The 21,735-nt window shown below is 66.0% G+C and carries 19 protein-coding genes and 1 pseudogene; 11 read left to right on the top strand and 9 right to left on the bottom strand.

Going from position 1 to position 21,735, the window contains the following annotated elements:
- The first annotated feature begins 15 nt into the window (after positions 1-15).
- Together K940_RS0103050 and K940_RS0103045 are read left to right on the top strand one after the other, a co-directional pair.
- Positions 16-639 carry a carbonic anhydrase gene (locus tag K940_RS0103050; RefSeq protein WP_028476312.1) on the top strand — a complete coding sequence of 208 codons (624 nt, stop codon included), beginning with the start codon at positions 16-18 and terminating at the stop codon, positions 637-639.
- Positions 640-753: 114 nt separating this feature from the next.
- A complete protein-coding gene (locus K940_RS0103045) occupies positions 754-1,404 on the top strand; it encodes a hypothetical protein (RefSeq protein ID WP_028476311.1) in 651 nt (216 codons plus the stop codon).
- Positions 1,405-1,466: 62 nt separating this feature from the next.
- Here the strand turns inward: K940_RS0103045 and radA are convergent, their stop codons facing one another.
- Positions 1,467-2,861 (bottom strand): DNA repair protein RadA, encoded by a 1,395-nt coding sequence (gene radA / locus K940_RS0103040; protein ID WP_028476310.1) that lies wholly within the window; start codon positions 2,859-2,861, stop codon positions 1,467-1,469.
- A gap of 58 nt (positions 2,862-2,919) precedes the next feature.
- Positions 2,920-3,588 carry a hypothetical protein gene (locus K940_RS0103035; RefSeq protein ID WP_028476309.1) on the bottom strand — a complete coding sequence of 223 codons (669 nt, stop codon included), beginning with the start codon at positions 3,586-3,588 and terminating at the stop codon, positions 2,920-2,922.
- A 443-nt stretch (positions 3,589-4,031) separates the two neighbouring features.
- On the opposite strand from K940_RS0103035, the gene K940_RS0103030 reads away from it, so the two are divergent.
- From K940_RS0103030 to K940_RS0103005, 6 genes are all read left to right on the top strand, one after another.
- A complete protein-coding gene (locus K940_RS0103030; protein ID WP_028476308.1) occupies positions 4,032-4,520 on the top strand; it encodes a CarD family transcriptional regulator in 489 nt (162 codons plus the stop codon).
- An 89-nt stretch (positions 4,521-4,609) separates the two neighbouring features.
- The gene (gene ispD / locus K940_RS0103025) at positions 4,610-5,284 is read left to right on the top strand and encodes a 2-C-methyl-D-erythritol 4-phosphate cytidylyltransferase (RefSeq protein WP_028476307.1); all 675 of its coding nucleotides are present in this window, start codon (positions 4,610-4,612) and stop codon (positions 5,282-5,284) included.
- Between the two features lie 2 nt (positions 5,285-5,286).
- On the top strand, positions 5,287-5,754 hold the full coding sequence (gene ispF / locus K940_RS0103020) for a 2-C-methyl-D-erythritol 2,4-cyclodiphosphate synthase (protein ID WP_028476306.1): 468 nt from the start codon (positions 5,287-5,289) through the stop codon (positions 5,752-5,754).
- Positions 5,755-5,818: 64 nt separating this feature from the next.
- Entirely contained in the window at positions 5,819-7,225 is a 1,407-nt protein-coding gene (gene cysS / locus K940_RS0103015) for a cysteine--tRNA ligase (protein ID WP_028476305.1), read from the top strand.
- Entirely contained in the window at positions 7,225-8,202 is a 978-nt protein-coding gene (rlmB, locus tag K940_RS0103010) for a 23S rRNA (guanosine(2251)-2'-O)-methyltransferase RlmB (RefSeq protein WP_028476304.1), read from the top strand. The genes cysS and rlmB overlap by 1 nt, the downstream gene beginning before the upstream one ends.
- 112 nt (positions 8,203-8,314) lie before the next feature.
- The gene (locus tag K940_RS0103005; RefSeq protein ID WP_028476303.1) at positions 8,315-8,593 is read left to right on the top strand and encodes a DUF4190 domain-containing protein; all 279 of its coding nucleotides are present in this window, start codon (positions 8,315-8,317) and stop codon (positions 8,591-8,593) included.
- On the opposite strand, the gene K940_RS0103000 is transcribed toward K940_RS0103005, so the two are convergent.
- The 7 genes and pseudogenes from K940_RS0103000 to kstR all read right to left on the bottom strand — a co-directional run bounded on the left by K940_RS0103000 (position 8,590) and on the right by kstR (position 17,198).
- Entirely contained in the window at positions 8,590-9,399 is an 810-nt protein-coding gene (locus tag K940_RS0103000) for an enoyl-CoA hydratase/isomerase family protein (protein WP_028476302.1), read from the bottom strand. The two genes, K940_RS0103005 and K940_RS0103000, sit on opposite strands and share 4 nt — an antisense overlap.
- Before the next feature lie 52 nt (positions 9,400-9,451).
- On the bottom strand, positions 9,452-10,624 hold the full coding sequence (locus tag K940_RS0102995) for an acyl-CoA dehydrogenase family protein (protein ID WP_028476301.1): 1,173 nt from the start codon (positions 10,622-10,624) through the stop codon (positions 9,452-9,454).
- 56 nt (positions 10,625-10,680) lie between these two features.
- On the bottom strand, positions 10,681-11,589 hold the full coding sequence (locus K940_RS26735; RefSeq protein ID WP_051406815.1) for a metal ABC transporter permease: 909 nt from the start codon (positions 11,587-11,589) through the stop codon (positions 10,681-10,683).
- A gap of 230 nt (positions 11,590-11,819) precedes the next feature.
- Positions 11,820-12,677 (bottom strand): annotated as a pseudogene (locus K940_RS26730) (metal ABC transporter ATP-binding protein); the annotation flags it as partial.
- A gap of 3 nt (positions 12,678-12,680) precedes the next feature.
- On the bottom strand, positions 12,681-13,562 hold the full coding sequence (locus K940_RS0102980) for a metal ABC transporter solute-binding protein, Zn/Mn family (protein WP_028476300.1): 882 nt from the start codon (positions 13,560-13,562) through the stop codon (positions 12,681-12,683).
- Between the two features lie 160 nt (positions 13,563-13,722).
- Complete coding sequence (gene otsB / locus K940_RS0102975) at positions 13,723-16,296, bottom strand: trehalose-phosphatase (RefSeq protein WP_028476299.1); 2,574 nt, start codon at positions 16,294-16,296, stop codon at positions 13,723-13,725.
- A gap of 245 nt (positions 16,297-16,541) precedes the next feature.
- On the bottom strand, positions 16,542-17,198 hold the full coding sequence (kstR, locus tag K940_RS0102970; protein WP_028476298.1) for a cholesterol catabolism transcriptional regulator KstR: 657 nt from the start codon (positions 17,196-17,198) through the stop codon (positions 16,542-16,544).
- 144 nt (positions 17,199-17,342) lie between these two features.
- Between kstR and K940_RS0102965 the strand changes: the two genes are divergently transcribed.
- From K940_RS0102965 to K940_RS0102955, 3 genes are read left to right on the top strand one after another with little or no spacing between them, the layout of a single operon-like run.
- The gene (locus tag K940_RS0102965) at positions 17,343-19,496 is read left to right on the top strand and encodes an acyl-CoA dehydrogenase (RefSeq protein WP_028476297.1); all 2,154 of its coding nucleotides are present in this window, start codon (positions 17,343-17,345) and stop codon (positions 19,494-19,496) included.
- 25 nt (positions 19,497-19,521) lie between these two features.
- Positions 19,522-20,586, top strand: coding sequence for an acyl-CoA dehydrogenase family protein (locus tag K940_RS0102960; protein ID WP_028476296.1), 1,065 nt, complete (start codon positions 19,522-19,524; stop codon positions 20,584-20,586).
- The gene (locus K940_RS0102955) at positions 20,571-21,731 is read left to right on the top strand and encodes an acyl-CoA dehydrogenase family protein (protein WP_028476295.1); all 1,161 of its coding nucleotides are present in this window, start codon (positions 20,571-20,573) and stop codon (positions 21,729-21,731) included. Before K940_RS0102960 ends, K940_RS0102955 begins: the two co-directional genes overlap by 16 nt.
- Positions 21,732-21,735 lie beyond the last annotated feature (4 nt).

Below are 21,735 nucleotides of genomic sequence, written 5' to 3'. Positions count from 1 at the left end.
TGCACAATGGTCGATATGCCCGATTTGGATCCGATCAATGCCTGGAAATCCCTTCGAGATGGCAACGAGCGCTTCGTCGCCGGCGCGATGCTACATCCTGGCCAGGGAGCAGCCGACCGGGCCGCGCTGGTCGGCGGCCAGCATCCGCACGCGATCGTGCTCGGTTGCAGCGACTCGCGCGCCGCTGCCGAGTTGATCTTCGACCAGGGCCTGGGCGACATTTTCGTGGTGCGCACCGCGGGACACGTGGTCGACAACTCGGTGGTCGGTTCGATCGAATACGGAGTGCAGGTGCTCCGAGCGCCGCTCGTCGTCGTGTTGGGACACGAGAGCTGCGGTGCGGTGAAGGCAACCATCGCTGCGCTCGACGGTGGCGGGGTCCCCGGCGGATTCATTCGAAGCGTGGTGGAGCGCGTCACGCCGTCCATTCTGACCGGACGGCAGGACGGGTTGTCCACTGTCGACGAGCTGACGGCCAGGCACGTAGAGGAGACCAGCCGGCTACTCATGGACCGGTCGACTGCACTGGCTCAGCGCATCGAAGCCGGCGAATGCGCGATCGTTTGCGCGACCTATGGACTGGGTGATGGTCGAGTGCAGGTTCATCGGACCATCGGCGATATCGGCGCGGCTGCCTGATCCGTCTGGTCGGCGGTCGGTGCGCCGGAATGTACCCGCCGCCTCCGGGACCCGCACGGCCGACACGCCGAGGCCCTGACTCGCTGCGCCCGGTCCTGCACCTACCGTTGAGTCGTGCTGGAACCGCATGGACCGCTGCCACCGGAGATCTACTGGCGTCGACGTGTGCTCGCCGTGGGAATCCTGGTCGTCGCGTTCGCATTGGTGAGCTGGGTGACGCTGGTGATCCTGCGCGGAGGTGGTGCGCCCGGCGATGCCGAGTCCGACTCGGTCGCGGTCGAATCCACCGAATCCGCCGCGGCCGAGCCATCGGATGCGGCGGACCTCGAGGCGCCGACACCACACGCCGACGCCACCCACGTGGTATCCGCAGGGCCGTGCCCGGACCAATCGCTGGCAATCAAGGTCACGGTCGAGCAGCCGACGTACCAGGTCGGTGAACAGCCGGTGTTCGGAATCGTCATCACCAACATCTCGACGGTGACCTGCACTCGCGACATGGGTTCCGGGCTCCAACAGGTTTCGGTCCATACGCTCGACGGTCAGCGGCAATTGTGGTCGAGTACCGACTGCTATCCCGATGGCCAACCCGACATTCGGACGATGAATCGTGGCGAGCAGGCGGCGTTCACCGTGACCTGGTCGGGCTCCACATCGCAGCCGGAGTGCGTGGGTGAACGGCTGCAGGTGCCGCCCGGTGCCTACAACGTGGTTGCGCAACTCGGCACGGTGCGCAGTGCGGCCGAGCCGTTCAATCTCGCCTGAGCGAGTGGCCGTTCGATCTCGCCTGAGCGAGTGGCCGTTCGATCTCGCCTGAGCGAGTGGGCTCAGCCTGCTCCCCGAGTCGTCGTCGGGCGCGGGGCGCGGATCCCCGACGTGCGAATGGCCGTGCGCACGTCGCCGACCTCGTGTATTTGCATCGTGCTTTTCACCGAGTTCAGGCCTGGGGGCACCAGCGCAGTTGTGAACCCCAAGCGTTCGGCCTCGGCCAGTCTGCGGGCCAGACCGGTGATCGTGCGAACCTCACCGGCCAACCCCACCTCGCCGAGTATCACCCAGCCCGGAGGTAGTGGGACATCGGCCTCGGCGCTGGCGATGGCCAGTGCGATGGCCAAGTCCGCGGCCGGTTCGACCAGTCGCATTCCGCCGACGGTCGCGGCATAGACATCGCTCCGGCCGAGGAATACCCGGCCGCGGCTCTGCAGGACCGCCAGCACCATGGCGACTCGGTTGTAGTCGAGCCCGCTCACTGCGCGGCGTGGTTGCGGGATCTCGGTTTTCACAGTCAAGCCCTGTACTTCACCTAGCAGTGGCCGTTTGCCGTCCATGGCAACGGTGATCGCGGTCCCCGGCACCGAATCGGTCCGGTGGTGCAGAAACAGGCCGGACGGATCATCGACGCAGGTGATGCCCTGTTCATTCAGTTCGAAACAACCCACTTCATCGGCGCTGCCGAAACGGTTCTTGACGCCGCGCACCATCCGGAGGGTGGAATTCTTGTCTCCCTCGAACTGCAGCACCACATCCACCAAATGCTCCAGTGTGCGTGGACCGGCCACCGCGCCGTCCTTGGTGACATGACCGACCAGCAGAACCGCGATCCCTCGAGTCTTCGCCAAGGAGGTCAGGGCGGCGGTCACCGCGCGTACTTGAGCGACACCGCCGATGGCGCCATCCGTGTCGGGCGCGAGCATGGTCTGTACCGAGTCGACCACGACCAGGGTCGGGCGCACCTGCTCGACATGCCCGAGCACGACAGCCAGATCCGACTCCGATGCCAAGTAGACCCGGTCGTGTACCGCGCCGGTGCGATCGGCACGCAGCCGAACCTGCCCGGCCGACTCCTCCGCGGTGACGTACAACGATCTCTCGTCGCGCTGGGTCGCCCAACGATGTGCCACCTCGAGCAGCAGGGTCGACTTGCCGACACCGGGCTCTCCGGACAGCAAAACCACCGCGCCGGGCACCACGCCACCACCGAGGACTCGGTCGAGTTCGCCGACACCCGTCGACCGCGCTCGGGTGACTCGAGAGTCGATCTGTGTAATCGGCGCTGCTGCCGTCGTAGGCAGCATGGCCACCCGGCCGCCGGAACCGACTCCTGGCCCGGCGACTACCGCGTCGATCGTCCCCCAGGCCCCGCATTCGGGACATTTGCCCACCCACTTGGCAACGTCATGCGAACACGCGGAGCACCGGAAGATCGGCTTGGTCTTTGCCACACGCGCACCCTACGCACCGCGTCGGACAGCGATGCCTAGCGTGTGCTCGGCGATGTCGTCAGTGCCCGCCGCCGGCCCCGGCTTCGGCCGGACCCGACATGTCGGATTCGTGGCGCTCGGTGTGCAGACCGGCGTCGACCGGGACCGAAACCTGCACGGTTCCGTTGTTCTTGAAGTTGAACGAGAGGTTGTAGGTCAGACCAGGTGTGATGTCTGCGGTCAGGTCGGTGATCTCGATATGGATCGGATTGGCTTCGGGGTTGTCGGTGGTGTCCGCTCCGGTGCCGTGTGCGCCCTGATCCTCCGCGGTGGTGGTGGTCGTTGTCGATTCCGGCTCGGCCGGCTCGGATGCGGCGACGACAGTCCGCTGCGGTGCGAGTTCGACGCTGTCCGCGCCCTCGGCCGGAGTGATCTCGACGGTACCCAGATCCGAGGTGATGCTGACCAGTTCGTCAGCGACGGCCTCGGCGGTGTTGATCATGGACAACGCGACGATCGCCTTGTCGCCTTCGCTATTGGTGTAATCGGTGCCGTCGGCGGGGTACACGATGTGTACGTTTCGCAGTGCGATACGGCCGACATCGGCACGGTTGCCGTTCACCGCGGCCACCTGATCCGCGGTCTGGGAGATCTGGCCCGCGCCGCAGCCGGACAGGGTGATCGCCGCCCCGGCGGCGAGTGCGGCAACCGTCATCACGCGACGTCGCGCCCTCTGCGGGGCAGTCACAGCTTTCAGGGCAATCACGGGTTGTCCCTTCATGTCGACCGGGCTCTAGCTTCGCTCGGGAGCGTAATAACTAGGCAGCGTAGTAGTTCCCTGGTGGGACCCGAGCGCGGGGGCGGTGCTCCCACGAGCATCGCCCCCGCGAAGCCGGTCGGTGGCCGCCGCGAAGCTTGTCGGGGTGTCGGCAGGGGTACCTCATGGCGACACCCCGTGGGTCGGTAACATTTTGGTGGACGTTCTCGAGTTGCGGTGCGGATGCCGAGTTCTGATCGAGGCGACATGGTCGCCGAAGCCGCGGGATAACTCGTTCTGGCCCAACGCAATGCATACCGCCTGGCTTCTGTCAAGTCCCGCAGTTGCCTCGTTGTGGCCCTGACCTGCACAGTTGATCGCGCCGTTACCGAGTCGCATGTTAAACTGTGAACATCGAAAGGGGCACGGGACACATGATGTTTAAGGTCGGAGACACCGTCGTTTACCCCCACCACGGAGCGGCGCTGATCGAAGCAATCGAGACTCGCACCATCAAGGGTGAGCAAAAAGAGTATCTGGTCCTGAAGGTCGCCCAAGGCGATCTTACTGTTCGCGTTCCTGCGGAGAACGCCGACGATGTCGGCGTTCGTGACGTCGTCGGCCAAGAGGGGCTCGACAGAGTCTTTCAGGTTCTACGCGCCCCGCATACCGAGGAGCCGACCAACTGGTCCCGCCGTTACAAGGCCAACCTGGAGAAGCTCGCCTCCGGTGACGTGAACAAGGTGGCCGAGGTCGTTCGTGATCTCTGGCGCCGGGAGCAGGATCGCGGCTTGTCCGCGGGCGAGAAGCGCATGTTGGCGAAGGCCCGGCAGATTCTGGTCGGCGAACTCGCGCTCGCCGAGGGCACCGACGACGGCAAGGCCGAAACGCTGCTCGACGAGGTCCTCGCAGCGGCTTCTTGACCGTGGCTGCGTTCGATTCGACCACGGTTGGGTTCGATTCGACCACGGTTGGGTTCGGCGGTCGTCGGGACGGCGGCCCTGTTGTCGCCTTGGTTCCTGCCGCTGGTCGCGGCGTGCGCCTCGGGGAAGCGACCCCCAAGGCGTTCGTGACGATCGGCGGTACGCCCATGGTTCGGCTCGCGGTGGAGCGGCTGATCGCCTCGGCTGCGGTCGATCGAATCATCGTGATGGCACCCAGCGACCTCGTCCGGCGCGCCGCTGCTGTCGTGCCGACGTCGGATTCGGTCCGTGTCGTCGTCGGCGGCGCCGAGCGCGTCGACTCGGTGCGGGCTGGCATCGCCGCGGCGCCCGACGCTACGCATTATCTGGTGCACGACGCCGCCCGTGCACTGACCCCGCCCGCGCTGATCGCGCGGATCGCAGCGGAGCTTCGTGCGGGCTGTCCCGCGGTCGTTCCTGCATTGTCGGTCGCCGACACCATCAAAGCCGTCGACTCCGCGGGTGCGGTGACCGGCACACCGGATCGTGCTGGACTGCGGGCGATACAGACGCCTCAGGGCTTTTCCGCCGACCTGTTGCGCAGGGCCTACGCGGCGGAAGGCGCCGACGTCACCGATGATGCGGGACTGGTCGAACGGCTCGGTGTTCGAGTCGCCACGATCCCCGGTGATCCATTGGCTTTCAAGATCACCACACCGCTCGATCTCGTGCTGGCCAACGCCGTACTGGCCGGCGCCGACCTCGGTCGGGTGGTGGCGCCGTGAGTATGCGTGTCGGTATCGGCAGTGACGTTCATCCGCTGAAGGCCGGGCGTCCCTGTTGGATGGCGGGGCTGTTGTTCGACGGTGCCGATGGCTGCGCGGGGCACTCCGACGGCGACGTCGCGGTACACGCGTTGTGCGATGCCCTGCTGTCGGCAGCCGGGCTCGGTGATGTCGGCACGGTGTTCGGAACCGGACGTCCGGAATGGGCAGGTGTCTCTGGCGCGGCCATGCTGAAAGAGGTGCGCAGACTGCTGGGCGAAGCAGGCTTCGACGTGGTGAACGCAGCAGTGCAGGTGATCGGCAATCGGCCCCGAATCGGACCCCGCCGCGTCGAGGCACAACAGGTGCTCGGCGAGTTGCTCGGAGCTCCGGTGTCGGTGTCGGGCACCACCACCGACGGCCTCGGCCTGACCGGTCGCGGCGAGGGGGTCGCGGCAGTGGCGACCGCGCTGCTGAACGCGTGTCGCTGAGCCTGCTCCCGCGGACCCGAGCCGGTCCAAGAACCCCCTTGTACACCAGCTAGGATCGACTGCCGTGACGCTGCGCCTCTTCGACACCGACACGCGGACCGTGCGTGATTTCACGCCGTTGGTCCCCGGCCGTGCCTCGGTGTACCTGTGCGGCGCCACCGTGCAAGGGCAGCCGCATATCGGCCACGTCCGCAGCGGAGTCGCCTTCGACGTGTTGCGTCGCTGGTTGCTCGCGCACGACTACGACGTGTGGTTCATCCGCAATGTGACCGATATCGAGGACAAGATCCTGGTCAAGTCCGGTGAAGCGGGCAGGCCGTGGTGGGAGTGGGCGGCTACCCACGAGCGCGCTTTCGACCGCGCCTATGACCAGTTGGGAGTGCTGCCGCCGTCTGCAGAACCCCGTGCGACCGGCCACATCACTCAGATGGTCGAGATGATGCAGCGACTGATCGATCGTGGGCATGCCTATGCTTCCGCGGGCAATGTCTACTTCGACGTGGTCGGTTATCCCGAATACGGGAAGTTGTCCGGTCACAAGCTCGACGACGTTCATCAAGGCGAGAGTGCGGGCGACGGCAAGCGTGACCCCCGGGACTTCACCTTGTGGAAGGCAGCGAAGCCGGGCGAGCCGAGTTGGCCCTCGCCGTGGGGACCGGGCCGACCGGGGTGGCACCTGGAATGCTCCGCGATGGCGGAATTCTATCTCGGGCCGGAGTTCGACATCCATTGCGGTGGTATGGATTTGGTGTTCCCGCACCACGAGAACGAGATCGCCCAGTCGAAGGGGTCGGGCGCCGGGTTCGCCAGGTACTGGTTACACAATGGCTGGGTGACCATGGGCGGGGAGAAGATGTCCAAATCACTGGGCAATGTCCTGTCGGTGCCGAATGTGCTCACGCGGGTTCGGGCGGTCGAACTGCGGTTCTACCTCGGCAGCGCACATTACCGATCGATGCTGGAGTATTCGGACAAAGCGCTGTCCGATGCGGCACAGTCCTACCAGCGCATCGAAGCATTCGTGCACCGGGTGATCGATCGCGGCGGCGAGATTCCGATGGGCAAATGGACCGATGCGTTCGCCGCGGCGATCGATGACGACCTCGCCGTGCCGCGGGCGCTGGCCGAGATCCATCGCGTGGTGCACGAGGGCAACAAGGCGCTCGAGGTGGATGCGATCGACTCCGCGCGTGACCTGGCCAGCCAGGTGCGCGCCATGCTGAGTATTCTCGGCGTCGACCCCCTCGACCCGCACTGGCGGACACCGGGAGACTCCGCGGCTGCATTGGGTGCGTTGGACGTATTGGTGCGTGCGGAGCTCGACCGGCGTCAGGCGGCCAGGGCCGAGAAGGACTGGGCGAGCGCGGACACCGTGCGCGCTCGGTTGCATTCCGCGGGTATCGAGGTCACCGACACCCCCAGCGGCCCCGAATGGACGCTCGGCACAGCACAATCCGGAAAGATCGTGTAATGGCAGGTAATTCACAGCGTCGTGGTGCGGTCCGTAAGAGTGGCAGCAAGAAGGGCGCAGTGGTCGGGTCCGGCGGTAAACGTCGGCGTGGACTCGAGGGGCGAGGCGCGACGCCGCCTGCAGAGAAGCGGACCAAGCATCCGGCCGCCAAGCGGGCGGCTGCGAAAGCCAAGTCCACGCACGGACGTCCGGCCGGCGGTGGGACGTCCCGTTTCCCGGGCCGCCGGCACCACGACGACGGTCCCGAGTGGGTGCTCGGGCGCAATCCGGTCGTCGAGTGCCTGCGCGCCGGAGTGCCTGCCACTGCGCTCTATGTCGCTGTGGGCACCGAGAACGACGACCGATTGACCGAGAGTGTGCGGCGAGCCGCCGATACCGGTATCGCCATCCTAGAGGTGCCGCGCACCGATCTGGATCGTTTCAGTGCCAACGGTTTGCACCAGGGCGTGGCGCTGCAGGTGCCGCCGTACCGCTACGCGCATCCGGACGACCTGCTCGACCGTGCCCGCGATTCGGCGGCTCCGGCCCTGCTGGTCGCGTTGGACCACATCTCCGACCCGCGCAACCTCGGCGCCGTGATCCGCTCGGTGGCGGCCTTCGGAGGACATGGTGTCGTGATCCCGCAACGTCGCAGTGCGAGCTTGACGGCGGTGGCCTGGCGCACCAGTGCGGGCGCGGCGGCGCGCCTCCCGGTCGCACGGGCAACGAATCTGACACGCACGTTGAAAGGTTGGGCCGCCCACGGCATACAGATCGTCGGCTTGGATGCGGGCGGCGACATCACCGTGGACGAGTTCGACGGCCGTGAGCCGACTGTTGTCGTCGTGGGCTCGGAGGGTAAAGGACTGTCTCGCCTGGTACGCGAGAGTTGCGATGCCGTGCTGTCCATTCCGATGGCCGGTCCGGTGGAATCGCTCAACGCTTCGGTCGCCGCCGGTGTGGTGCTCGCGGAAGCCGCTCGCCAGCGTCGGGCGTGATCGGAGGATTTCTCGGCGCCGCGCTTTCCATGCGCTGGTGTCGTGGAGAGCAGTGCCGACCAGCGGGTTGAAATGACGTGCGGCGGTGGGGGATCCCCGTAGAATTCGGCTGGTGGTGATACCGAATCAGCCAATCGGCCAGCCGATCGAGCATCCGAACGCGACTGCTGTGCTGTTCCTCGGCGCGGTGAGCATCCTCTGCTTCGGACTGACGGGACCAGTGGCGTGGGTGTTGGGCAAGCGCGCGCTCGATCAGATCAACGCCTCCGGCGGCGCATACGGCGGTCGCACCCAGGTCAGAGTAGGTTATGTCCTCGGTGTCGTCGGCACCTTCTTGATGATCGGTTTCGCGACGCTGTATCTGCTCATCTTGCTGGGCGGAAATGCCTAACTCAGACCGGGGTGGTCGTGGTCGCCGACAACGTCTGTAGCGGGCCATTCCGTACTGACTCTGCCCGACCACTCGGGCTGCCTGCGATCCCGAAATGCGGCCATGGCTTCGTCGCCGTCGATACTCTGGGCGGCGTGCTCGTTGAGTTCGCTCTCCAGTCGCCCGACTACGCCAGCGCTCATGCCGAGCCCTTCCCACAGCAGTCGTTTGGACAGCGCCACCGACAGCGGGGCCGGACCATTGGCAATGTCGTGTGCTACGGCGAGCGCCGTGGGCAGCACTTCGTCTGCGGGTAGACAACTGTTGGCCAGACCGAGCGCCTGTGCTTCGTCACCATCGAAGGTGCGTCCGGTCAGCAGGACGTCAGCGGCGTTGGCCATGCCGATCAGGCGAGGTAGTAGCCAGTGCGCGTGGCCGTCGGCCACAACTGCGCGGCGAACCTGGTTGAGCGCGTAGACCGCGTCCCGCGCTATGTAGCGCATATCGCATTGTAGTGCGAGTGCCAGGCCGATGCCGACCGCGTGCCCGTTCACCGCCGCGATCACCGGTTTACGGACGCGCCACGGCGGTGGATCGATGCTCGCGCTGACGACTCCGACCCGACTGGACAGGTCGGCCCCGGCGCAGAACGCAGGTGGGGTGCCGGTGACGACCACGGCGCGGACGCTGTCTTCTCGGTCGCAGCGGCGCAGTGCGGCGCCTAGGGCGGCGCCCATGGTCGGGGTGAAGGCGTTCTGCTGCGCGGGTCGGTTGAGCGTGAGCACGGCGATGCCCGCGGAGACATCGACGCGCAGTTCCGTACTCATGCCACAGGATGGTAGCCGACCAACGACAGGCCGACCGGGCCGAGATCGTCGGCTATCCGTGCAGCACTTTCCGTCCGATCGCATACTTGTGGACCTCGGTCGGCCCATCGTAGATCCGAAAGGCACGCATATCCCGGAAGATCATTTCGACGACGGTTTCGTCGCTGACGCCGATGCCACCGAGCACTTGCACACAGCGGTCGGCGACTTTGAACAATTCCTCGGAAACGAACGACTTGGCCATGGAACTTTCGTGTCGCGCGTGCTCGCCGTTGTCCAGTAGCCAGCACGCATGCCAGATGGTGAGCCGGCACTGGTGCAGCGCGATCTCATTGTCGGCCAGCATGAACGACACGCCTTCGTGTTCGCCGATCGGCTTGCCGAACGCGGTACGCGTGCGTGCATGCTCGATCGCGATACGCTGGACGCGTTCGGCCGCACCGAGCCAGCGCATGCAGTGCGTCAAGCGGGCCGGAGCCAGCCGCAGCTGGGCATACCGCAGCGCTCGGCCCGCCGAGCCGAGTAGCGCGGATCGGGGGAGAACCACGTCGTCGAAGCGAACCACCGCGTGCCCCGCTACGTAGTTGCGGTCCATGGTGTTCATCGTGCGCTCGATGACGATGCCGGGCTGGTCGCCATCGGTGACGAACAGTGTGGGTCCTTCGGGTAGATGCGGGTTGGCCGCAAGTCTGGCCATGACGATCCAGGTCTTCGCGCCCTTGGCGCCGGTGATGAGCCACTTGCGACCGTTGACTCGGAAGCTGTCGCCATCGAAGGTGGCTTCGGTGGCCAGTTGGCTCGGGTCGGAACCGGCGCCGCCGGGTTCGGTCATGGCGAAGACCGAACGGCGATGCCCGCTGACCATCGGTGCCAGAAATCGCTGCACCTGGTCCGGGTCGGCGACCTTGGACAGCAGGAACATGTTTCCCTCGTCGGGCGCCGCGCAGTTCATCGCTATCGGGCCGAGTGTGGACCAACCGGCCGCTTCGAAGATCACCGCCTGCTCGAGATGGGTCAGCCCGCGTCCGCCGAGCGACTCGGGCGCTTGTACGGTGAGCAGCTGCTGCGCCCGGGCGAGCTCGATGAGTTCCTGCCGCAGGTCGTCGGTGGGGCCGTGCGCGGTCATGCGCGGGTCGCGTTCGTAGGGGACGATCGAGTCGACCACGAACTGGCGCACTCGGTCGCGTTCGGCGGCGAGCGCGGCGGGAATTGCGAAGTCGATCATCCTGGGCACCGTTCCGTCGAGGAGATCTGTCGAGCATAGGTCGAAGTCGGTGGCGCTCACACGACCGCGCGCGGATTCGGCGCGCGGCGAGGGCTGGTTCGGTCGGCGCGGGAGAACCGACGGCGACGGCCGATCACTCGACACGTGAGATAGATCAGAAACGACAGCGTGGTGACGAATGTCGAGACCGGCACGCCGGGCGCCAGCGACAGAATGATGCCACCGACCGCGGCGATCTCGGCGAACACCACCGACAGCACCGTCGCCGCGGCCGGATTCGCAGTGAGCTGTGCCGCCGCGGCGGCCGGGGTGATCAGCAGTGCGAGGACCAATAGCGCGCCGATGATCTGCACGCCGAATGCCGCGGTGACACCCAGCAGCACCGCGAACACGACCGACAACATGCGTACGGGCACTCCGCGGGCCACCGCCACTTCTGGATCGGAGCTGGCGAACACCAGCGGTCGATAGACGACCGCGAGCACCGCGAGCACACCGGCCGAGCAGATGGCGAGAAGTCCGAGGCCGTTGTCGCCGACACTGACCACCTGTCCGGTCAGCAGCGAGAACTTCGAACCCGCGCGGTCGGGACCCAGCCACAGAAACAGCACCGACAACCCGAGCCCGAACGAGAGCAGCACCGCGACCACCGAATCGCGTTCGCGCGCCCGAGTGCCGAGCACACCGAAGAGCACAGCCGCGATCACCGATCCTGCGATGGCGCCGATGCCGACCCCGATCCCGGCCAGCAATGCTGCGGCGGCCCCGGTCAGCGACAATTCACTGGTGCCGTGCACGGCGAAGGACATCTGCCGACTGATGATCAGCGGACCGATGACTCCGGACAGGAGCCCGAGCAGCGCCGCGGCCAGCAGGGCTTGCTGAACGAAGTCATAGGTCAGCAGGTGCGCGGTGGTGGTGAAGTCCAGCATCCGCATCGCGACGCCGGAGAGCTTGTCGATCATGTGCACATTCCACTCGCGTCCACCTGCGGGTTCGAGTGTGCAGAGCTGCCATTGGCGCGCCGACCGCGGTCGTTCACACACGAGCGGTGCGGGAGGGCCTGCGTGGCCGCCTCGCCAGAGATCGGATCGCTCGATGGCACAGCGGGAGAAGGCAATACGGAGGACGGTGATGGTACATCCGGCTGCGGACCGTGCGCCTCGAACGCACCGGTCGTCGAGCCGTGGCAGTGCCCGCCTGCCGCGCCGAGGGCGTCCAGCGCGTCGCCGGTGCCGACGACCACCAGTCGCCCACGCGTCCGCAATACCTCCACATCGGTGCGATACAGTTGCGAGAGCACCGCCGAGGTCATCACCTCGTCCGGCGTCCCGATCCGAAACTTCCCGTCGACCAGGTACAGCACTCGATCCACCAGCGGAAGAATGGGATTGATCTCGTGTGTCACGAAGAGTACTGCGGTATTGTGGGTGCGCCGGCGACGATCGATCACTTCGGCGACGAGTCGTTGATTGGCCAGGTCCAGGCTGAGTAGCGGTTCATCGCACAGCAGTAGCTTCGGATTGCCGACCAGGGCCTGGGCAACGCGCAAGCGCTGCTGTTCACCTCCGGACAGGGCATCCAACGCTGCGTGTGCGAAGTGCTGCGCGCCGACGTCTGCAATGGCAGCGGCTACCTTGCGCTTGCGTTCGGCGCGTGCCCGCAACCCGAGCCCCCAGCGGTGCCCATCGACGCCGAGGCCGACCAGATCGATGCCGCGTAGCTGGACGCCGGCGTCGATTGTCTTCTGTTGTGGCACATAGCCCAACGCGGGATTTCCGGTGCGCGCCGGGGCGCCCGCGATGCGCACGCCACCCGAACTCAGCGCGAGCTGGCCGAGCAGGACCTTCAACAACGATGTCTTACCCGAGCCGTTCGGCCCGAGGACAGCGACGAATTCACCGGGTTCGACGGTGAGGTCGAGATCGTGCCAGAGCGTTCGGTCACCGAATGACAAGCGAGCGGCTTCCAACTGTACGGGGGCGTGCTCGTGACTCGATCGCTCTGGTTGGGCACATTTCGTATGCTCGGTGGGCTCGGCTGCGATAGTCATCGTTCAGCCCAATGCATCGGCGAGCACACGCGCGTTCTGCGTCTGCCATTGAAGGTAATCCAAGTCATCGGGCAGGGTCTCGGTCACTTCGACGATGGGAATCCCGGCATCTTGTGCGATGTCGCGCAAGGCATCGGTGGTCGAGTCGCGAGTCTGGGTGTTGAAGATCAGTGCCTCTACCTGCCCGGTGGTCAGCAGGTCCCGGGTGACCGCCACAGCCGCTGGCGACGGGTCGGTTTCCTGCTCTATCGCCTCCTGGAACTCGTGTGGTGTCAGGTCCTGGGCCTGTGCGGCGCTAAGTAGGTAGTGTGCGAGCGGTTCGGTCTGCAGCACCGGCGTTTCGGGATGTTCGGTCGCGAGGTGATCGGTGATGGCAGTGATCGCGGCAAGCCGGTCGCGGTAGGCTTGCGCGCGCTCGGCATAGGCAGTGGCATTGTCCGGGTCCAGTTCCCCGAGCTGGGTCGCGATCTGGTCGACAACCACAGCGACCGTGCGCATGTCATACCAGACGTGCTCGTTGTCGTCGCTTTTGTCGACTCGGGCCGCAAACGCATTCACCGCGTGCTCGGTCCTGCCCACAACTGCTTTTGCGGCGAATTCGTCATATCCGCCGCCGTTGTAGATCACCAGGTCGGCGTCGGTCAGCGCTGCGGACTCCGCTGCGGAGGTCTCGTGCGAATGCGGGTCGGCGAACTGATCGGTGATCAGCGATTGGACCGTGGCGTCGGGACCGGCGACGGCTGCGGCGATGTCACCCCAGACGTTGGTGGAGGCGACAACGGTCGGTTGGTCGTCCTGAGTGGCGTCGCCGCAGGCGGAAAGCGCCATCGCCGAGGCGATCCCCACAGCGACGCCGGCACATTTTCTGACGAATCGGGTTCTCACGCGGGGGTCTCCTGGTAACACAGTAGAGCATAATGGAAATCGTTTCCGTTAGAATATAGCAGGGCTGTCTCGGCCGGTGGCGAGTCGTACGCAGGGTGGCACCGAATACGCAGGGCCCCCGAACGCTTCGTCGTTCGCGGGCCCTCGAGTGCCGGTGCCGTCAGACCAGTGCGGCCTCCACCGGCTGTCCGAGCAGTTGTGCGCAGCGCAACAGACCGAGGTGGCTGTAGGCCTGTGGGTGGTTGCCCAGAGAGCGTTCGGCGACGGGGTCGTACTCTTCGCTGAGTAGTCCGGTCGGGCCCGCGACATCGACCAGCTGGGCGAACAGCGCTTCGGCATCCGAGCGCTTTCCGATCAGCAAGTACGCTTCGACCAGCCAGGCCGCACAGAGATGGAATCCACCCTCACCGCCGGGCAGGCCGTCGTCGCGACGATAGCGATAGACGGTCGAACCGCTGCGTAGTTCGGCCTCGGTGGCCACCACGGTCGCGGCGAAGCGCGGATCGGACGGCTCGATCAGGCCACTGAGTCCGATGTGCAGGGTCGCCGCGTCCAGATCGGTGCCGTCGTAGGCCGCGGTGAAGGACTGCACCTCGTCGTTCCAACCCTTGACCTTCACTTCGTCGGCAATCGTGTCCCGCAACACTGCCCAGGCCGGATCGGTCTCGCGATCGAATTTCTGGGCCAGTGTCAATGCTCGATCGAGCGTCAGCCAGCCCATGACCTTCGAATACACATGATGGCGAGGGGTACCGCGGATCTCCCAGATGCCGTGGTCGGGTTCTTGCCACCGTCGCTGTACCGCTGCGACCATGGCGCGCACCAGCTCCCAGTCGGGATCCGGCAGCACTTGAGTCGGATGGGTGATCCCGCGCACTTCCCTGGCGTGTGCCAGGCTCGAGATCAGATCGACGATCGGACCGAATACATCCAGCTGCACCTGCATGTTCGCTGCGTTGCCAACCCGTACCGGGCGCGAGCCCGCGTAGCCCGGCAGCTGGTCGATCGACGCCTCGGGTGGCAATGTCTCGCCGTACAGCGTGTAGAGCGGGTGTAGACGCTCGGGACCGGGCAGGGTCTCCAACACCTGGTGCACCCAGCCCAGGAAACCTTCGGCCTCGGTGAACGATCCGAGCGAGACCAATGCGTGCGCGGTCAGGGCCGCATCACGCAGCCAGCAGTAGCGGTAGTCCCAATTGCGTACGCCGCCGATGTCTTCCGGCAAGGATGTGGTCGCGGCCGCCAGGATCGAACCGGACGGCACATGCACCAAGCCGCGCAAGGTCAGTGCGGAGCGTTTCATCAAGTCCGGCTTGAGGGTCGGCAACGTGAGTTGGGTGGCCCACTCCGACCAATAGCGTTCCGCATTCCGCCGGCGGTCCGGTTCGTCGATCTCGGCTGGATCGAGATCATTGGTACCGCACCGTAATTCGAGCATGATCGATCCCTTCGAGGGGTCGACCACAGCACGCGCGGACTCGTGCGTCCCATCGGTGACGATCTCCCAGTGCACACCGAGGGAGCGCAGGACGATCGGATCGTTGGTGCCGTGAACTCGCAGCCCGTCGGTGCGTGCTTCCAGACTCACCGGCACCTGACCGAATTCCGGTCGTGGGGCGAAGGTGACGACGGCTCGCGCATCGCCGGTGATCACCCTGGTCAGGTCGGTTCGGGTCGGCGCGACGTCGTGCGGTAGGTAGTCGACGACTTGTAAGCTGGCCCACCGCGTTTCCACGGTCATCGTGCCGTCGACGTAACGTTGCGACAGCGGTAGCCCCGGCCGCTCGGGCTCGATGGTGAAGTGACCGCCCTGCGGGCCGCCGAGCAGGTGCGCGAACACCGCCGCCGAATCCGGTTCCGGATGGCAGAACCAGGTTACGGTGGCGTCGGGGGTCAGCAGCGCCACCGAGCGTGCGTTGGCCAGCATGGTCAGCCGCTCGATGCGGGGTGCGCTGGCACCTGCCAGCCAGGTACGGCGTTCCTCGAGCAGGAACGCCAGTGCCCGGGCGACCGCCTCGGTGTTGTCCACTTGGAACTTGGCCAAGCTCTCTCCGGGGCCGACCTTGATACCGATGTCGGGACCCGACAGCACTCGAAATGCCTTCTCGTCGGTGACGTCGTCGCCGAGGAACACTGCAGCCGAGGCGCCCGCCTGGTGCCGCACCGTGTTCAGTGCAGTGCCCTTGTCGGTTTGCACCACCGCCAGCTCGATGACGGCCTTGCCTTCGGTGACCTGGACTCCGAACCAACATGCCGGGCCCAGCCTGACTTGGGACAAGGCGCGATGCCCGATCTCCGGGCTCGCGTTGCGCACATGGAGGGCGACGCTGGCCGGCTTGGTCTCGACGGTCACGCCGGGATTGTCCGCCGCGATTTGACTCAGCGCCGACTGCAGTTCTTGGAGCAGATGCTTGGCGTCGTTGTCGATAGCGTGTACGAAGCCCACGTCGAATTCCGAGCCGTGGCTGCCGATCAGCTGTACCTCGACGGGTAGTCGAGACAATGCGGCGAGGTCCCGCAGTGCGCGGCCGGAGATCACGGCAGCCGTGGTCCCGCTCAGGCCGGCGAGTGCCCGCAGCGCGCTTACCGACTCCCGATGGGGATGGGCCTTGGCCGGGTCGGACACGATGGGCGCGAGCGTCCCGTCGTAGTCCGATGCGACCAGCAGCCGTGGCACGCGCGCGACCGTCGACAGTGCACGACGAAGTTCCAGTGGCAGATCCTGTGCGCTCACGCAATCCAACCTAGTGATCGGAGAAATTTTTCCGGGGGTGTGAAAACAATACTGTGTTGAATTTGCCGCACAGTGACGTGCTGGTCGTGGTGCGCGCGCCCAGCCGTGAACAGCGAATCTGCCCAATCGAGCATCGACTGGGCACATGTGGACCGCGAGCGGGTGAGCTGTCGATTCGAGCCCGTGGGTTCGGCAACCGGTCGTACGACCTGGATTTGAGTTTGCTAGAGATGCGCTGGTGGGGGTCAGGCCCCCGTATTGCGCTCTCCGAGCAAGAGGTCGACAGTCAGTTCCAGGCGTTCGGTGACGTCTGTCGCCGAGGCGCGTCGGGTCAGCCAAGCGACCAGGTTCGACAACCACACGTCGCTGATCACGCGCGCGATGGCCATCTGACGTTCGTTCGGGTCGCCGTCGTTCATCGCGCGCGCGAACACCCGGTCCATCACCTTCCCGACGCGGTCCACTTCGGCGGCAGCCGAAGCGTCGGCGAACATGAACGCGCGGGTCATCGCCTCGGTGAGCAGTGGGTCACGCTGCATCATTCGAGTGATCTGGGTCAGCAGCAGATGCATGCGCTCTTGCGGGGACCGACCGGCGAGCGGCTTGCGTTTGCCCTCGAACTGCTCGAATTCACGGGCGAGTGCCGAGACCAGCAGATGCACTTTCGAAGGGAAATACCGGTAGAGCGTGCCGACGGCGACGTCTGCACGCTCGGCCACCGCTCGCATCTGCACCGCGTCGTACCCGCCTTTGGACGCCAACGCCAAGGTTGCGTCCAGAATCCGCTTACGCCGCTCGCGCTGCGCCGCCGAGCTCAGTTCGTCCTCGCGAAGCGTGGTGACCGTAGCGGTAGGCAGTGCCACGCCCGGGTCGGCTGGCTGCGAACGGGACGGGCTGGCCATTGATGAATGTCCTTTCCGGAAACATCGTTTCGTCGGCTACGTGCGCGCTCTGCCGTGGCGGCGGTGGTCGCTTGACTTACGCCCGGCTAGGATATTAGAACATGTTCTAGGTGTGGGAGTCACGCCGGAAAGGCGGTATTGAGTGTGACCATCGCCACCACTGAGGAGCACAAAGCCGTTCAGGAGTCGATCCATGGGTGGGCGGCATCGATCCAGCCGATTGCAACGATGCGAACGGGCCGGAGCGACTACTGGCGGGCGTACTGGCCCGGGTTGGCCGAACTCGGGATCTTCCGTGTGGCATTGGCCGAGCACGCGGGAGGTGCGGGCGGCTCGGTCGCCGATCTCGCCGTGCTGGTCGAGCAGGCGGCGCATGATCTGGTCGGGGGTCCGGTGCTCACGACGGCGCTGGCCAATCTGATCACCGCGGGATACCTCGAGGAGGACCAGCCCTGCGGGGTCGGGCTCGACGTCGTTGTCGGCCCGACGGCAAGCATACCTGCGGCAGATGATCCGCTTACGCTCACGGGTACCTGGGAGTACGTCCTCGGCGCCGCACCAGGTACGGCCGTGCTGCTTCCGGTCGAGCTCCCCCATGGGCAGCGCTGGTGTCTGATCCCGCCCGATGCGGACGGCGTGGAGGTGGAGCCGTTGACGCCGCTGGATCCGAGCACGCCCTTGGCGCGGGTGCGCTGCGCTGGCCATACGGTTCCCCCCGAGCGGACGTTCTCCGCACCGTATTCCGCCGAGGATTTGCTGGTCGTACTGGCAGTCGCCGAGCTGTCGGGCATCGCAGGGTGGTGCCTGGAAACCGCGGTCGACTACGCCAAGGTGCGTGAGCAATTCGGGCGCAAGATCGGATCGTTTCAGGCGGTCAAACACATCTGTGCGTGGATGTTGTGTCGTACCGAACTCGTTCGTGCCGTCGCGCTGGATGCCGCGGCGGCCGCAGACGAGGGCGGCGCCGAGTTGCCGATCGCCGCCGCAGTCGCGGCCGCGATCGCGTTGGATGCAGCGGTCGAGACGGCCAAGGATTGCATCCAGGTGCTCGGTGGGATCGGCTTCACCTGGGAGCACGATGCGCACCTGTACCTGCGCCGGGCGGTGGCGCTACGCCAGCTGCTGGGCGGATCGGCGCGTTGGCGCGCGCGGGTCACCGAGCTGACCCGTCAGGGCTCGCGGCGTACCACCGGCGCCGACCGGATCTTCGCCGCCGACGGCGTCGTTTCTGCGGACCGGGACGGCGCGGACGAGGTGGAGGCAGAGATCGCGCGGATTGCGGCGCTGCCCACCGATCAGCAGCGGGATGCACTCGTCGATGCCGGTCTGGTCATGCCGCATTGGCCCCGGCCCTATGGGCGCGCCGCCGATTCGATGACCGGTCTACTGATCGCGGAGGAATTGCATCGCAGCGGGCTCACCGTGCCGGATATCGCCATCGGCGGATGGGCCATCCCCACCGTGCTGCAGTACGGCACCGAGCAACAGATCGACCGGTTCGCCTGGCCGACACTGCGGGGCGAGGTGGTGTGGTGCCAGTTGTTCAGCGAACCCGAGGCGGGTTCGGACCTGGCGGCACTGCGCACGACCGCGCATCCGGTCGAGGGTGGGTGGGTGCTGCGCGGGCAAAAGGTGTGGACATCGTTGGCCGACCGAGCGGATTGGGCGATATGCCTGGCGCGTACCGACCCGAACGCGCCCAAGCACCGCGGCATCACCTATTTCCTGGTCGATATGCACAGCCGGGGTCTCACGGTCCGCCCTTTGGTGCAGATCACCGGTGAAGCGCACTTCAGCGAGGTCTTCCTGGACGAGGTGTTCGTACCGGACGATTGTGTGGTCGGGACGGTGAACAATGGTTGGCGAATCGCCCGATCGACCCTGTCCACCGAGCGGGTCGCGATGAGCGGCAATGGCATCGGCCCGGTGCTCGAGGACTTGCTCGCACGACTGCCCGCGACCGGTCCCGGTGCCGAACTGACGAGTGACCGACTCGGCGGACTCGTCGCGGAGGCGATTGCCGGGCTTCTGCTCGAGCAGCGGGCTACCGTGAAGATGCTCGCCGGCGGCGATCCGGGCCCCCAGAGTAGCGTGCGCAAGCTGGTCGGGGTGCGTCATCGTCAAGCGGTCGCAGAGTTCGCGGTCGAGACCGCGGGGCTCGACGGCGCAACCGAGAGCGATGTCGGGCAGTCGTTCTTGCTCACGCGCTGTCTGTCGATCGCTGGTGGAACCGAGCAGATTCTGCTCACCCTGGCCGGGGAGCGGATTCTCGGTTTGCCTCGTGATATGGACAACTAGCCATCGAGACGACGGGAAAGAGAGCGTGGACTTCACCAGAGACGAGGCCCAGGACGCGGTGGCCGAAGTCGTCGTGAGTTTGATGGAGCGTGAATCCGCCCGCGATATGCGACTGTGGCCGCGCCTGGTCGATTCCGGCTTGCTGGCAGTACCGATACCGCAGTCGCACGGCGGCGACGGTATGGGCCTGCTCGGTGCATCGGTGCTGCTGACCGAATTGGCCATGGACGCGGCGGCAGTGCCGGCCCTGCCCACACTCGGCTTCGGTGTGCTGCCGCTGGCTGCCTCGGCGCCGGAGAGTGTTCTGGCGGCAGTGTTGCCCGAAGTCGGCAAGGGCGCTGTGCTCACTGCCGCGCTGAACGAACCGGCGGCGCCGTTCACCAGCAAACCGGAGACCACGGCGATCACCACCGGTGAGACGACCCGCGTCTCCGGGTGCAAGGTCGCCGTGCCCTATGCCGAGCAGGCTCGTTGGGTAGTGGTGCCAACCAATTCCGGTTTGGCCCTGGTCGATTCGGACGCCGACGGACTGGTCATGACGCCGACACCGGCCTCCGGCGGTATCCCCGAATACACTGTGTCGCTGGAACAGGTGGAAATTCCAGCCGACCGGATATGGCCGACCGGGCTGGCCGACCTGCACCACTTGGCGCTCGCTTCGATCGGCTCCGTCGCCGACGGACTGCTCGAGGGCGCGATCGTGCACACCGCCGAACACCTGCGGACCCGACATCAGTTCGGCAGGCCCTTGGCGCAGTTCCAGGCGGTGGCCCAACAGATCGCCGATCTCTACATCGCCTCGCGCGCCCTGCATGTCGCCGCGGTCTCGGCGACGTGGGCACTGGCCCACGACGACGCGAGTCCGCAACACCGGGAACGTACCGACGACGACCTCGAGATTTTGGCCTACCTGGTGGCCGATGAGTTGCCGGCCGCGATGCAGAAATGTCATCACCTGCACGGCGGCCTCGGTGTGGACATCACTCACCCGATGCACCGCTACTACTCGCAGGCCAAGGACATCGCACGCTGGCTCGGCGGGGCATCGCTACGACTCGACCGATTGGGGGCGAGATGTTCATCGACCTGACTGCCGAGCAGCGCCGGCTGCGCGACGAGTTGCGCAGCTACTTCGCCGATCTCGTCTCCGCCGACGAGGAGGCCGAGATGGCCGTGAACCGGCATGGCGAGGCATACCGCGCGGTCGTGCGGCGGATGGGACGCGATGGTTGGCTGGGCGTAGGCTGGCCGAAGGAATACGGTGGTCAAGGCTTCGGGCCGGTCGAGCAGCAGATCTTCTTCAACGAAGCGGTCCGAGCGGACGTCCCGCTTCCTCTGGTCACCCTGCTGACCGTGGGTCCGACCTTGCAGCAGTTCGGCAGCGAGGAGCAAAAGCAGCTGTTTCTGCCCGGGATCTTGTCCGGTGACATCCATTTCGCGATCGGATATTCCGAACCCGAGGCAGGTACCGATCTGGCGGCCTTGCGCACCTCGGCGGTGCGCGACGAGTCCGGGGACTGGATCGTCAACGGGCAGAAGATCTTCACGACCGGCGCGCACGAGGCCGACTACGTATGGCTGGCATGCCGTACCGGCTCGGTCGAGGCGCGACACCGAGGCATCACGCTGCTGATCGTCGATACCTCCACCCCTGGCTACTCCTGGACACCGATCATCACCTGTGACGGGGCGCACCACACCAACGCGACCTATTTCGACAATGTGCGTGTTCCGGCGAATATGCTGGTCGGGGCGGTAGACCAGGGCTGGAAGCTGATTACGACGCAGCTCAATCACGAGCGGGTGAGCCTGGGCCCGTCCGGCAAGATCGAACAGCTCTACGACCGGGTGCGGGATTGGGCACAGGCCCATGGTGTGCTCGGTCGGCTCGACGTACGGCGATCACTCGGCCGAATACACGCCATGGTCAGAGTGAACGAGTTGTTGAACTGGCAGGTGGCTGCCACTGTCGACGACGACCGGTCTCGAGTGATCGCCGATGCCTCGGCGACCAAGGTCTTTTCCACCGAGTCACTGCAAGAGGCGGGCAGACTGGCCGAGGAAGTCATCGGCCGCTACGGCGATCCCGCCGACCCGGCAACCGGTGAGTTGCTCACCTGGCTGGATCGCAGGACCAAGCAGAACCTCGTGGTGACTTTCGGTGGTGGGGTCAACGAGGTGATGCGCGAGTTGGTCGCCTCGTCCGGACTGCAGTTGCCGCGAGTGCCCCGATAGCGAA

Origin of the sequence: Nocardia sp. CNY236, assembly GCF_000482385.1 — a bacterium.
In the GTDB taxonomy this organism is placed as follows: Bacteria; Actinomycetota; Actinomycetes; order Mycobacteriales; family Mycobacteriaceae; genus Nocardia.
The sequence above is the reverse complement of the archived record's forward strand: the minus strand, read 5'-3'. Positions and strand labels throughout refer to the sequence as shown.